Consider the following 13,867-nt stretch of genomic DNA (forward strand, 5'->3'; position numbering starts at 1 on the left):
CAGGTGGCGGCGCTGGTAACGGCGTGGAGGTTCGAGTCCTCTTCTGGGCACCATTCTCCGACATCGTCAGGATCCCGATGGCTGCGGCGCCCATCTGCTAGTCGTTCCGACTAGCCGTCTAGTCGGAATGCTGAGCGCGGCCGTGGGGGAATGGCGGCATAGGTCCGCTCGAAGGCTTTGGGCGCCCGCATCCGGCGGGACGCAGCTTCGGGAGGAAATCGCGATGACCGGTATCACCGCCAACATGTTCGCCGCAGGGCTCAATACCGCCCGCGCGGGTTCGCCGCTCGACACGCTCGCCGGGCAGATCGCCGTGGGCATTTTCGCCAGCTTCGCCAAGCCGCTGGGCTGCGGGCCGTTCGCGCAGGCAATGCTGCCCAGCCTGTTAATGTTCCAGGGCTGCCGCTGCCCGCAGGGCGGCGGGCAGGGCGCGACACCCCAACCGGTTGAGACCGCCAAATGGACTGCGACGCTGCAGGGCGGCGGCAAGGGCGCGATCGACCTGGGCGATGGCTACACCCTGGATCTGAATGAGCATAACTCCGAGATCACCATCCACAACGCCAACACCGGCGAGACCACGCAGATCTGGGGCGATCCGCACGTCAACGTCGACGGCAAGCACGCGTTCGACTTCTGGGGCACCACCACCTTCGAGCTGGAGAACGGCACCAAGATCACCATCGACACCGAGCAGTTCGCCGGCAACCCGGACATGTACGTCGCTAGCGGGGTGACGATCACCAAGGGCAATCAGGCGCTGGAGGTGAAGGGCATCAGCCAGAACGAGATCGGCGACCTTTCGATCACCCAGTCCAACAATGGCCGTTCGATCGACGACCGGACCCGCGACGGCTTCGTGCTGCACGAGAACGCCACCGGATCGGGATGGCGCTCCGAGTTCACCGGCCAGATTGCGACGCAGGAGGACCTGAACGCGACCAAGGTGGGCGAACTCTACGGCCCGGGCAGCACCATGCCGAGCCTTGGCGAGGTGAGCGAACTGCTGTCCGCCTTCCTGCTGCTCGGTGCGCTGGGCGCGCTGGCGGATGACGTGGGCGGCGGCCGCGCCGCGCGCCACTGAGGTCCACCGCAAGACACCGTGCGCCCCGGGGTGTTGCCGCACCTCGGGGCGTTTTGCGTCTGAAATCTGCGGGTTGCCTCAGCTAGGCGCGGTTTACCGCCAATCAAGCACGGCTGGTCGTGGTGTATCCGCAACGCTTTGATCGCGATCCGTCACGCCAGCGCGATTGTAGCAAAACTGCCATCAACCTGAAGGGAAAGCGTCACCTTCCGGTTCCAGGGGGTCTCGCGTGTCGGCTGCGGAACGCGCTGGCTTGCGGTGCAAGGCGCCGGGGAAATCAGGGAGATACATCATGGTGCGACTGTCGCGTAAGAGCGCAATGCTGCTCGGTACGGCCCTTCTTCTGTCTGGCTGCGGTGCGGATGACGTCGCCTCGCCGGGTGAGGGCGTGATCGTTCAGCCGGCTCCTACCCCGTCGCCGTCTCCCAGCCCGTCGCCCTCGCCGACTCCCGGTGGTGTGACCCCGGCCGCCAGCTGCCCGACCCTGCCGGGCGCCAACCAGCTCGTCGATCGCGGCACCATCCAGGGCCCGACCGGCACGTGGCGCAACTGCGCCTTCCCGGCGCGCTTCACCGCCTCCACCCAGATCCCGAAGGTCGCGGGCGTCATCTATTCGCTCGACGGCCGCGTAGACGTCGGCACTGACCAGGGTGCCGCCTCCACCGGCACCCAAGTCCGGTTGGACATCGATCCGGGCGTCATCGTGTTCGGCGCCACCGGCGTGTCCTATCTCGTCGTCAACCGCGGCAACCAGATCAACGCGGTGGGCACCCAGACCCAGCCGATCATCTTCACCGGCCGCGGCAACGTGGTCGGTACCGCGGATGACCAGACCTCGCAGCAGTGGGGCGGCGTGGTGCTGCTCGGCCGTGCGCCGATCACCGACTGTCTCGCCCCGGGCGCAGCGCCGGGCACCGTGGATTGCGAGCGTGACACCGAAGGCACGTCGAACGCGCTCTACGGCGGTGCGACCCCAACCGATAACTCGGGCCGGATGAGCTACGTCCAGATCCGCTATTCGGGCTTCGCGCTGGCGCCCAACAACGAGCTCCAGGGCCTGACCCCGTCGGGCGTCGGCTCGGCCACCCAGCTCGATCATATCCAGGTCCACAACTCGTCGGACGACGGCATCGAGATCTTCGGCGGCCGCCCCAACCTGAAGTATCTGGTGCTGACAGGTAACGAGGATGACAACCTCGATACCGACGTCGGCTACAAGGGCTTCATCCAGTTCGTGCTCACCATCCAGCGCGCCGGCGGCGCGGTCGGCGACACGATGATCGAGGCCGACTCGAACGGCAACGAGAATGCGGTGCCGCGCCAGAACGTGCGCCTCGCCAACTTCACCTTCATCCAGCGCTCGACTTCGGGGACGGGCACTGCGGTGCTGCTGCGCGGCGGCACCGACTATACCGCGGTCAACGGCCTGATCGTCACCCCTGCGAACATCGGCTGCCTCAGCCTGGGCGGTTCGACGGTGGCGCAGGCGGCTGACGCCAGCCTGGACGAGCAGGGTCCGCCGGTGTTCAACTCGGTGCTGCTGTCGGGTTGCAACCCGGCGTTCGTCCAGAACAGCGCCACCGGCAGCCCGTCGGCGTCCGACATCCAGACGATCTTTAACCGCGGCAGCAACAACAACGCCTCGTTCACCTCGACGCTGACCAACCTGTTCGTCAACGGCGCGGGTGAGAGCGCGGCGACCGCGTTCGACGCGTCGACGCTGAACGACAGCACCAACTTCCTGGTGCGCACCAACTATGTCGGCGCGGTCAGCGGCGCGGACGACACCTGGTACCAGAACTGGACCTGCAACTCGGCCACGGCGAACTTCGGTGGCAGCGGCACCGCCTGCACCACCCTGCCGACCAACTGACCTGATCCGGCGGGCACGGCATGAACCCCGTGCCCGCCGGTCAACCGACATGCGGGATGCGCCCATGCTGAAAACCAGTCTTGCGAGCCTTTTGCTCGTTTCCACCGCGATCGTCGCCCCGGCGGCGCTCGCCCAGTCTGCAAGCGGCCCGCAGACCGGCACTACTCCTTCGCCCAGCGTGGACGCCGATCCCAGCCCGTCCGCGGACGGCAGCCAACCGCAACCGGACAGCGCGGTGGCCGGTCCCGGTGCGACGCCGGAAGCCGCCGGTGCTCCCGAAGCGACGGACCCCGCCGCCGAGGACGCGCAGGCCGCCGACCAGCCAGATGTCTCGGTTCCCGGCGGCGACATCGTCGTGGTCGGCCGCTCGCGCCGCAACATCGTCGAACAGTCGCCCCAGGTCGTCTCGGTCCTCTCCACCGAGGACATCGCGCGCACCGGCGAGGGCGACATCGCCGGCGCGCTCCAGCGCGTCACCGGCCTTTCGGTAGTCGGCTCGGGCTTCGTCTATGTCCGTGGCCTGGGCGATCGCTACAGCCTTGCGCTGCTCAACGGCTCGCCGCTGCCCAGCCCCGAGCCGCTGCGCCGCGTCGTGCCGCTGGACCTGTTCCCGACCGACGTGATCGCGTCCAGCCTGGTGCAGAAGAGCTATTCGGCCAACTTCCCCGGCGAGTTCGGCGGCGGTGTGATCAACCTCACCACCACCTCGACGCCGAAGGAGTCGTTCCTGTCGATCAGCGGCGGCATTTCCGGGGACAGCGTTACCACCGGCAATCTCGGCTACGATTATTACGGCAGCCCGAGCGACTGGACCGGCTTCGACAACGGCACCCGTGACGTGCCCGGCATCCTCCAGCAGGCGCTGAACAGCGGCAACCCGATCCTGGAAGGCGCGGCCTTCAGCCGGCAGGACCTCCAGGCCATCGGCATGAGCCTGGTCAACGCGCGCACCTCGGTGCTCCAGCGAATCCAGACGCCGGTGAATTTCTCGGGCAACGCCACCGGCGGCACCGCCTTCGACGCGGGCAGCGTCCGCTTCGGCGTGATCGCCACCGCCGGCATCGACAACAAGTGGCGCACGCGCCAGACGCTACAGCAGCTGTCGCTCGACCCCGAATTGCAGGGGACGCCGCAGACCGACTTCGATCGCGTCATTACCGACAATCGCGTCGTGGTGAACGGCCTGCTCGGCCTGTCGGCGGAGTTTGGCGACCACACGATCCGCTCGACCAGCCTCTACATCCGCGACACGATCAAGCAGTCGCGCCTGGCAGTCGGCACCGACGAGAACCAGCCGGGCCGCGACCTCCAGGTGCAGGACACCGCCTGGTACGAGCGGCAGCTGATCAACACCCAGCTGGTCGGCGAATTCCGCTTTGGCGACCTCGGCCTGGACCTGCGCGGCAGCTACGCCAACTCGCAGCGCGAGGCACCGTACGAGCGCAGCTTCACCTATGTGCGCACCAACCTGCCCAACGACCCGATCGGTGACCGCTACGTCAACGATCTCGGCGGCAACAAGGGCGATGCGACCATCGCGTTCAGCGACCTGAACGAGGATCTGTGGTCCGGCGGCGCCGACGTGACCTATGCGATCACGCCGGACATCCGCCTGGGTGCGGGCTATGCCTATCAGGACAACCAGCGCACCTCGGTCCGCCGGTCGTTCCAGTTCCGCGCCAACGGCCTGCCGATCACCGTCCAGCAGCTGCGGCCGGACTATCTGCTGTCGGATGCGTCGATCCAGAACTTCGACATCATCCTCCAGGAGACGTCGGCGCAGGACGGCACCGCGGCGTTCGACGCCGGCCTCACCGTCCATGCGGGCTATGGCCAGGTCGTCGCCGACCTGACCGACGCGTTGAATGTGACGGCGGGCGTACGCTTCGAGGACGGAAAGCAGACCGTCACCGCGCTCGACCTGTTCAACACCGGCCAGACCACCGGCTTCAACACCAACCTGAAGAACGACTATTGGCTGCCAGCGGTCACGCTGACCTACAAGCTGGCGCCGGCGATGCAGGTGCGCCTGTCGGGTTCGAAGACCATCGCCCGCCCGCAGTTCCGCGAGCTGATCCGCCAGGTCTATATCGACACGGACACCAACCGCGTGTTCCAGGGCAACCCCAGCCTGGTCGACAGCGAGCTGTGGAACGCCGAGGCCCGGTACGAATGGTTCTTCGCGCGTGACCAGCGCTTCACCCTCGCCGGCTTCTACAAGAAGATCGACAACCCGACCGAGACCTATTCGTCGATCTCCTCGTCCAACATCACCACCAGCTTCGCGACCGCTCCGGAAGCGACTTTGTGGGGTATCGAGGTCGAGGCACAGAAGTACATCCCGCTCAACGGCATCTCGGACGGCGACTTCTTCGCCGACCGCCGCCTGTCGCTGATCGGCAATTACACCTTCACCGACTCGAAGCTGAAGGTGAATGCGGGCGACACTACGGTGATCAACGGCGTCACCCAGGCCGCATCGAACTTCTTCCGTGACGGCGCGCCGCTGACCGGCCAGTCGGACCATCTGGTCAACGTGCAGCTGGGCATGGAATCGACCGACCATCTGTCGCAGCAGACGTTCCTGTTCAACTATGCCACCGATCGCGTCACCACCCGCGGCCCCTCGGGCCAGTCGGACGTATACGAGCGGCCGGGCCTGCGCATCGACTTCGTCGCGCGCGAGGGCATCACGATCGCGGGGCTGGAGAGCGAGATCAAGTTCGAGGCGCGCAACATCACCGCGACCAAATATCAGGAGTTCCAGGAATTCGACTCGCGGCGGATCTACTACAACCGCTATGATGTCGGCGCTTCGGTGGCGCTGGGCCTGGGCGTGAAGTTCTGATCCGACGCGCCTGATCTGAACACATGAGGCCGCACGTGTCGCCCGATACGTGCGGCCTCTTCGTGTTCAGAGTGGGTTGTCGGCATTCCCGTTTGGAGGAAAGGACGCGCCGACATGCGCCTCGCCGCGTTTCTCGGCGAGCGCGGTCTGACGGTGACGCTCGGCATAGCCGGCGCGCTGTTCCTCGCTGCGTGCGTCGTGGCAGCGCGGGCAGCTGATCCCCTCGCGGTAGAGCGGCGACGCGCGAGCCGCTTCGTTCACCGGCATGCGGCAGGCATGGCACAGCACATGGCTGCCTGGCGCAAGGCCATGGCCGACCGCGACGCGCTGGTCGAAGACGAAGCATTCGCCCTGCCAGCGGCTGTCTTCGGGCGCGACCCGCTCCAGATAGGCGAGGATGCCGCCCTTGAGGTGGTGGACGTCGTCCAGTCCTTCCGCCTTGAGCAGGGCTGTCGCCTTCTCGCAGCGGATGCCGCCGGTGCAGAACATCGCGATGGTCGGCTGGCGGCCCTCCGCAAGCAGCGCGTCCTTGCGCTCGCGCAGCCAGGTGGGGAATTCGCCGAAGCTGCGCGTGCCGGGGTCGATCGCGTTCCGGAAAGTGCCGACCGCGACTTCATAGTCGTTGCGCGTGTCGATCAGGATCGTGTCCGGCGCGTCGATCAGCGTGTTCCAGTCCTCCGGCGCGACATAGCGGCCGGCGGCGAGCGGATCGATGCCGGGCTCGCCCATGGTGACGATCTCGCGCTTGAGCCGCACCTTCATCCGGTGGAACGGCATCGCCGCGGCCCGGCTCTCGGCGACATCGAGGTCGGCGCAGCCGGGCAGCGCGCGGATGTGCGCCAGGACTTGGTCGATCGCCGCATCGCTGCCCGCGATGGTGCCGTTGATCCCCTCCGAAGCCAGCAGCAGGGTGCCGCGGACACCCTCCGCGACGCAGGCACGTAGCAGCGGTGCACGCAGCGCCTGCGGATCGGTAAAGCGCGTGAAGCGATAGAGCGCGACGACGCGGATCGGCGGCATGGACTCGGGGACGTTGGTCAAGCGCGCTCCCATAGCCGAGGGCGCCGCTGCCGCCCAGCTCTGCAATGGCGTGGACCCGCCCTCCGCGCGGCGGCATAGTGCGACCGAACAGCGGGAGCAGGATGATGTCGTTTTCCCTATACGAAGCCGTGGTGCCGTCCAACCTCCAGATCCTGGGCGCCGTGGACGGCCTGCTCGACAAGGCGGAGGCGTTCTGCGCCGAACGCGGCCGGACCGCGACCGACCTGATCGATGCGCGCCTCGCGCCCGACATGCTGCCGTTCGGCTATCAGGTGAAGTCCTGCGCCGTGCATTCGGTAGGCGGCATCGAAGGCGTGCGCGCCGGCTCCTTCTCGCCTGACCGGTCCGCTTGGCCCACCGACTTCGCCGGACTGCATGCGGTGCTGCGGGCCGCCATCGAGGAACTGAACGGCATCGACCGTGACGCCTTTGATGCTCTTGCGGAGAATGACACGCAGTTCCTGTTCGGCGAGAGGAGCATGCCGTTCACCGGCGCCAACTTCCTGCTCTCCTTCTCGCAGCCCAACTTCTACTTCCACGCTACCACCGCTTACGCGATCCTGCGCGCGCAGGGCGTGACGCTGGGCAAGCGCGACTTCATGGGCATGCCGCGCATCAAGCGCTAAGGTGCGGGCGCGGCAGCCGCCTGCCGCGCCGCCTCGCGCTCCGCCGCCTCCATCACGCGCAGCACGTTGCCGCCGGCAAGCTTGGCGATGTTCGCGTCGCTCCAGCCGCGGCGCATCAGCTCGGCGAGGAGGGCGGGGTAGGTGGACACGTCCTTGAGCCCGGTGGGCAGCTGACCGCCGACACCGTCGAAGTCGGAGCCGATGCCGACATGGTCGTGCCCCGCCACCCTGGCGACATGCTCGATATGGTCGGCGACCTGGGAGAGCGTCACTTCGGGCGCGGGGTGCGCCGCGAGCCAGGCGGCATAGTCCGCCTTGGCCTTCTCGGGCTGGCCGATGTCCAGCCCGGCATAAGGCGGCGCGTTGAGCCGGGTCTTCTCCGCCGCCGAGTCCGCCGCCCAGCGGCGGTAGGCATCGGAGACATAGGGCAGGGCGTAGTCAACCATCACCACCCCGCCATTGGCAAGCAGGAGGCGCAGCACGTCATCAGGCACATTGCGCGGATGATCGTTGAGCGCGCGCGCGCCCGAATGCGAGAAGATCACCGGTGCCTTCGACTCGGCGATGGCATCGCGCATCGTGTCGGGCGAGACGTGGCTGAGATCAACCAGCATGCCCAGGCGGTTGAGCTCGCGCACCACCTGCCGGCCGAAATCAGTGAGGCCGCCGTGCTTGGGATCGTCGGTCGCCGAATCGGCCCATTCGATGGTGCGGGCGTGGGTGAGGGTGAGGTAGCCCGCACCCAGCGCCGCGTAGCTGCGCAGCACCGACAGGTTGCCGTCGATCTGGCCGCCGCCTTCGACGCCGATCATCGAGGCGATCCGGCCCGCCTTGTGCGCGCGGCGGACATCCGCGGCGGTGCGGGCAAGCGCGAACCTGTCCGGATGGCGGGCGACGATCGCGCGGACGAGATCGATCTGCTCCAGCGTCTGGATCACCTGCTCGTGCCCGGGCAGGTCGGGAGACACCCAGACCGACCAAAATTGCCCGCCAAGTCCGCTGCGCTTCAAACGGGCGAGATCGGTGTCATAGCCGTCCACGCCGGATGGAAGCTCGGCGAGATCCAGCGTCCAGCGCGTCTCCGGCGCCTTCTCGCGCAGCGCCTCCGCCCAATCGTTGTGGCCGTCGATCAGCGGCGTCGCCTTAAGGATGCGCGCGACGCGGGTTGAATAGTCCTGCGCAGTGGCCGGCGACGCCGCGACGAGCGCGACGGAGAGGGCGGTAGGGAGAAGCCGGCGCATCAGCGCTTCGCCTTCAGGCGGCGCGGGGCGGGGCCGTCCTCGTTGGCCGGTACCGCAGCCTGGCGCTGTTCCTCGTGCAGGTGGAGCATCGCCTCCATCAGCGATTCCTCGGAGCTGGACATCACGCCGAGCACCTCGGCCTCGTCGCAGCCTTCGGCAGCGAGATAGGCGTGACCCATGTTCGAATCGATGTAGATCGACTGGCCCGTATCCAGCACCACCGGATCGTAGAATTCGGTCTGCACCACGATCCTGCCGCTGAGGACATAGATGAACTCCTCGCCCGAATGGCGCACCAGCTCGCCGAACTGCTCGGCCGAACGCGCGCGGATCTTGGTGACTACCGGGATCATCCGCTTCCGCCGCAGCTCGGTGCACAGATAATAATAGTCGTAATTGGGCGTCTCCACGCGCACCGAGCGGGCGACATCGCCCAGGCTGCGGCGGGCGGTGACCGGCTGCGGCGCCTCGCCGTCGTCCTCGGCGAACAGCTCCGACATGCGCAACCCCAGTCTTTGGCCGAGCGACTGAAGCTTGTCATAGGTCAGCGTCAGACGGTCGTGCTCGATCTTGGACAGCGTCGAAACCGGGATGGCGGTCTTCGCGCTCATTTCCTTGAGCGTCCAGCCCTCGCGGGCGCGCAGGCCCTTTAGCAGGGCGCCCAATGTTGGGGGCGAGGTTGGCACGGGAAATCCTTTCAAGGCCATTGACGCATTTTCCAATCAGGATAACACTCGCCCGATCGGATCAACTTTCCCGATAGTATCGACGCGATCTTGTGGCGGCAACGGGCAGAAAGAAGGGCGATGGGGATGAAGCGGATAGGGACCATAATGGCCTTGGCCGTGGCGCTGATCGGCAGCGCGGTGGCCGCGCAGGGGCCGGCCTCAGGCCCGGGAGCGCCGTTGACGCCGGAGCCAGCCGCCACCGCCCCGCAGGTGCCCGTGCGGGGCGGCGGCGTCCATCCGCTCACCTCTGAGGACCTGAGCGGCTGGCTCGACGGCTACATGCCTTTCGCGCTCCGCTCGGGCGACATCGCCGGCGCAGTGGTGACGGTGGTGCAGGACGGCCGGGTGGTTGCCGCCAAAGGCTATGGCTATGCCGACATTGCCAAGCGCAGGCCCGTCGATCCCGCGACCACGCTGTTCCGCCCCGGCTCGGTTTCCAAGCTGATCACCTGGACCGCGGTGATGCAGCAGGTGGAGCAGGGCAAGATCGACCTCGACCGCGACATCAACACCTATCTCGACTTCAAGATACCGCCGCGGAATGGCCAGCCGGTCACCATGCGCCAGGTGATGACGCACACCGCCGGCTTCGAGGAAGCGATCAAGGACCTGATCAACACCGATCCCAACGGATCGCTTCCCCTAGGCACTTATCTCAAGCGCTGGGTGCCAACGCGGATCTTTGATGCGGGCACGACCCCGGCCTATTCGAACTGGGCGACCTCGCTGGCCGGCTATGTCGTCCAGCGGGTATCGGGCATGCCGTTCGACGATTATGTCGAGCGACGCATCTTCGCCCCGATCGGCATGCGCACCGCCACCTTCCGTCAGCCGCTGCCCGCGCGTCTCCGGCCGCTGATGGCCACGGGCTATCCGCGCGCGTCCGAACCAGCAGAGAAATTCGAGATGGTGGTGCCCGCACCGGCGGGGTCGATGTCCGCTTCGGGTCTCGACATGGCGAAGTTCATGGCCGCGCACCTCAATCAGGGCCGCGGCCTTTTGCGGCCCGAAACCGCGGCGGCGATGCACGACAGTTCGCTCGCGCGCGTCGACCCGATGTCGCTGATCCCGCCCTTGAACCGGATGGAACTCGGTTTCTTTGAGACGGACATCAACGGCCGCTCGGTCATCGCGCACCTTGGCGATACCGAGAATTTCCACACCTCGCTGCACCTGTTCATGTACGAGCGCACCGGCCTCTACGTTTCGTTCAACAGCGCGGGTAAGGAAGGCGCGGCGCATACCGTCCGCAGCCAGCTGTTCCAGGACTTCGCGGACCGCTACTTCCCCGGCCCGGCGCCGACCGGCCGCGTCGATGCGGAGACTGCGAAGCGGCACGCACAGATGATGGTGGGGCTGTGGGAAGGCAGCCGTCACTCGCAATCGAACTTCGTCGATATCCTCAATCTGGTTGGTCAGACCGCAATCTCGCTGGACGACAAGGGCGGGCTGGTGATCGCCGACCTCAAGGGACCGGGCGGCGAAGTGCGCAAGTGGGACGAGATCGCGCCGTTCGTGTGGCGCGACCGCAATGGCCATGACCGGCTCGCCGCCAAGGTGATCGATGGACGTGTCGTGCGCTGGAGCTTCGACATGGTGTCGCCGTTCACCGTGTTCGATCCGGTGCCCGCGCACCGCGCGCTGTCGTGGCTCAAGCCTGCGCTGATCGCCGCCCTCGCCGTGCTACTGCTGAGCGTGCTCTACTGGCCCGCGGCGGCGATCCTCCGCTGGCGGTTCAAGGCGGCACCGTCGGTGAGCGGACCGGCGCTGCGCACCTATCGTGCCACCCGGCTGATGGCGCTGCTGACGCTGGTGATGCTGGGCGGCTGGGCGTGGTTCATCATTTCCGCCTTCTCCGACCTCGACAAGCTGAGCAGCAAGGCGAACGGCACGCTCTGGTTCCTCCAGATCGCCAGTGCGATCGTCTTCGTCGGGGCGGTGGGCGTGGCGGCGTGGAATGTGTGGCTGACATGGACCGACGGGCGGAAATGGACGCGCAAGCTGTGGAGCGTGCTCGTTCTGCTCGCCGCCTTGCTGGTGCTCTACGTCGCCGCCACCTTCCACCTGCTCGCGATGACGGTGAACTACTGATGTGGCTGTCGGTGGAAACGCAGACGCTGCGGCTGGCCGAGCCGTTCCGCATCTCGGGCTATCTGTTCGAGACCGCGGACGTGCTGGCGGTGACGCTGGCGGACGGGCGGCACCGCGGCCGCGGCGAGGCGGCGGGGGTCTATTATCTGGGGGACGACCTGCCGCACATGCGCCGCGAGATCGAGCGGGCGCGCGGCGCGGTCGAGGCCGGGGTGACGCGCGAGGCGCTGCGCGCGATCCTGCCACCGGGCGGCGCGCGCAACGCGGTGGATGCGGCACTGTGGGAGCTGGAGGCGGCGCGCGCCGGGCGACCGGTGTGGGCGCTCGCCGGCATCGACACGCCGCGCGCGATGCGCACCACCTTTACCGTCAGCGCCGACACGCCCGAGGCGATGGCCGCGCGCGCGACCGGCTATGCGTCCGCCAAGGCGGTCAAGGTGAAGCTGACCGGCGAACTCGACCTCGATCTCGCCCGCGTCGCCGCGATCCGCGCCGCGCGGCCGGAGGTGTGGCTGGGAGTGGACGGCAACCAGGGCTTCGCGCGCGGCGACCTCGATGCGTTGATTCAGGGGCTGGTCGGGCAGGGGGTCGCGCTGCTCGAACAACCGCTGCCGCGCGGTGAGGAGGCGGCGCTGGAGGGGCTGGACTCACCTATCCCGATCGCGGGCGACGAGAGCCTGCTGTCGCTCGCCGACGTGGCCGGCGCGGTCGGTCGATTCGACGTGGTCAACATCAAGCTCGACAAGTGCGGCGGGCTTACCGAGGGGCTGCTGATGGCCGCCGAGGCGCGGCGGCTCGGGCTGGGCGTGATGGTCGGTACGATGATCGGCACCAGCCTTGCCACCGCCACCGGCTTCGTGCTGGCGCAGCTGGCGGACCTGGTCGACCTCGATGGACCGACCTTCCTGGCGCAGGATCGTTCGCCCAGCGTCACCTATGCCGACGGCGCCCTGTTCGCCGGCGACGAGGTGTGGGGCGCGGGAGCGCTCGCCGCCGCATGACCATGGTGAGGGCAGGGGCGCAGCCGACCTGGTTCGGCCAGCCGCGCGGGCTGACGATCCTGTTCCTCACCAATATGTGGGAGCAATTCTCCTATTACGGCATGCGCGCGCTGCTGGTCTATTACATGACCAAGCAGCTGCTGTTCGCGCAGGGCCATGCCTCGATGGTCTATGGCGCCTATACCGCCTGCGCCTATTTCACGCCGATCGTCGGCGGCGTGATCGCCGACCGCTATCTCGGCAAGCGGCGCGCGATCGTGATCGGCGGATCGATCATGGCGGCGGGCCATTTCCTCATGGCGTTCGAGCCGCTGTTCTACCTGGCGCTCGGCACGATCGCGTTGGGCAACGGGCTGTTCCTGCCCAGCCTGCCCAGCCAGATCGACGACCTATACGAGCCCGGCGACCCGCGCGTCGGCTGGGCGTACAACGTTTATTACGTCGGGGTGAACATCGGCGGCTTCCTAGCGCCGCTGGTGTGCGGGACCTTGGGCGAGCTCTACGGCTGGCATTGGGGGTTTGGCGCGGCGGGCGTCGGCATGCTCGCCGGCCTCGCGATCTATCTGTGGGGTCAGCGCTACCTGCCCGCGCAGGTCCGCCACCCGCCTGCCGAGCGGGGCGCGGCGCCGCGCGGGCGGTTCGACCGGGCGACGGTGCTGCTGCTGGCGGCGATCGCTCTGGCCGTTACCGTGTTCCGCGGCGCCTATGAGCAGGTCGGGAACACGGTCGCCTTGTGGGCGGACGTCGGCGTCGATCGGCGTGCGGGCAGCGCGACCATCCCGATGACCTGGTTCCAGTCGCTGAATCCGCTGCTGGTGATGCTGATGACGCCGCCTTTGCTCGCCTGGTGGCGGCGGCGGGCTGAGGCGGGTGCGGCGGAGCGGCCGGCGCGCAAGATGGCGGCGGGGGCGCTGATCGTCGGCGCCGCCTATCTGCTGCTCGCCGCGCTCGAGGCGGCCGGAGGGGCGGCCCACTGGCTGTGGCTCGCCGCCTTCTTCCTGGTCTTTACCTTCGGGGAGCTGTTCATCCTGCCGACCGGCCTGGGCCTGTTCGCCCGGCTTGCACCCGCAGGTCTTGGCGCCACCACCGTCGCCTGCTGGTATCTCGCGATCTTCACCGGCAGCCTGTCCGCAGGGGCGGTCGGCGCTTTGTGGAGTGGGATGAACCACGCCGCCTATTTCCTGCTGCTCGCCGGTATCGCCACGGTCGCCGCCGCCCTGCTGTGGCTGATCGATCCCATCGAGCGCGGCGTCGAGCAGAGACGTGTCGAATTGCGTTGACAGTTTTCTGATTGGAACAATAGTTCTCACATTGGGATGGACGCGCAGCGAACG

General features: G+C 67.5%; 10 protein-coding genes. 7 read left to right on the plus strand and 3 right to left on the minus strand.

The features are described from left to right. Positions 1-223 precede the first annotated feature (223 nt). The 3 genes from ACFDTH_RS05495 (at position 224) to ACFDTH_RS05505 (ending at position 5,805) form a co-directional block, all read left to right on the plus strand. The gene (locus ACFDTH_RS05495) at positions 224-1,084 is read left to right on the plus strand and encodes a DUF1521 domain-containing protein (protein WP_375286507.1); all 861 of its coding nucleotides are present in this window, start codon (positions 224-226) and stop codon (positions 1,082-1,084) included. 292 nt (positions 1,085-1,376) lie between these two features. Then, entirely contained in the window at positions 1,377-2,957 is a 1,581-nt protein-coding gene (locus tag ACFDTH_RS05500) for a hypothetical protein (protein WP_375286508.1), read from the plus strand. 64 nt (positions 2,958-3,021) lie between these two features. Further along, positions 3,022-5,805, plus strand: coding sequence for a TonB-dependent receptor domain-containing protein (locus ACFDTH_RS05505; RefSeq protein ID WP_375286509.1), 2,784 nt, complete (start codon positions 3,022-3,024; stop codon positions 5,803-5,805). Positions 5,806-5,871: 66 nt separating this feature from the next. On the opposite strand, the gene ACFDTH_RS05510 is transcribed toward ACFDTH_RS05505, so the two are convergent. Continuing rightward, the gene (locus ACFDTH_RS05510) at positions 5,872-6,858 is read right to left on the minus strand and encodes a rhodanese-related sulfurtransferase (RefSeq protein ID WP_375286510.1); all 987 of its coding nucleotides are present in this window, start codon (positions 6,856-6,858) and stop codon (positions 5,872-5,874) included. Positions 6,859-6,950: 92 nt separating this feature from the next. Here ACFDTH_RS05510 and ACFDTH_RS05515 point away from each other — a divergent pair, with 92 nt between their 5' ends. Further along, positions 6,951-7,472 (plus strand): DUF1993 family protein, encoded by a 522-nt coding sequence (locus tag ACFDTH_RS05515; RefSeq protein ID WP_375286511.1) that lies wholly within the window; start codon positions 6,951-6,953, stop codon positions 7,470-7,472. Here the strand turns inward: ACFDTH_RS05515 and ACFDTH_RS05520 are convergent. Together ACFDTH_RS05520 and ACFDTH_RS05525 are read right to left on the minus strand one after the other, a co-directional pair. Then, entirely contained in the window at positions 7,469-8,713 is a 1,245-nt protein-coding gene (locus ACFDTH_RS05520) for a dipeptidase (RefSeq protein ID WP_375286512.1), read from the minus strand. The two genes, ACFDTH_RS05515 and ACFDTH_RS05520, sit on opposite strands and share 4 nt — an antisense overlap. After that, positions 8,713-9,420: a helix-turn-helix domain-containing protein gene (locus tag ACFDTH_RS05525; RefSeq protein ID WP_375286513.1), complete on the minus strand. Its 708-nt coding sequence runs from the start codon at positions 9,418-9,420 to the stop codon at positions 8,713-8,715. Before ACFDTH_RS05525 ends, ACFDTH_RS05520 begins: the two co-directional genes overlap by 1 nt. A gap of 126 nt (positions 9,421-9,546) precedes the next feature. Here ACFDTH_RS05525 and ACFDTH_RS05530 point away from each other — a divergent pair, with 126 nt between their 5' ends. Genes ACFDTH_RS05530 through ACFDTH_RS05540 form a run of 3 tightly spaced genes read left to right on the plus strand, consistent with a single transcriptional unit; the run spans position 9,547 to position 13,813 of the window. Then, on the plus strand, positions 9,547-11,532 hold the full coding sequence (locus ACFDTH_RS05530) for a serine hydrolase domain-containing protein (protein ID WP_375286514.1): 1,986 nt from the start codon (positions 9,547-9,549) through the stop codon (positions 11,530-11,532). After that, entirely contained in the window at positions 11,532-12,533 is a 1,002-nt protein-coding gene (locus ACFDTH_RS05535; protein ID WP_375286515.1) for a dipeptide epimerase, read from the plus strand. Before ACFDTH_RS05530 ends, ACFDTH_RS05535 begins: the two co-directional genes overlap by 1 nt. Further along, positions 12,530-13,813 (plus strand): peptide MFS transporter, encoded by a 1,284-nt coding sequence (locus tag ACFDTH_RS05540; RefSeq protein ID WP_375286516.1) that lies wholly within the window; start codon positions 12,530-12,532, stop codon positions 13,811-13,813. Before ACFDTH_RS05535 ends, ACFDTH_RS05540 begins: the two co-directional genes overlap by 4 nt. Positions 13,814-13,867 lie beyond the last annotated feature (54 nt).

This window comes from Sphingomonas sp., from assembly GCF_042096255.1.
Classification (GTDB): Bacteria; Pseudomonadota; Alphaproteobacteria; order Sphingomonadales; family Sphingomonadaceae; genus Sphingomonas.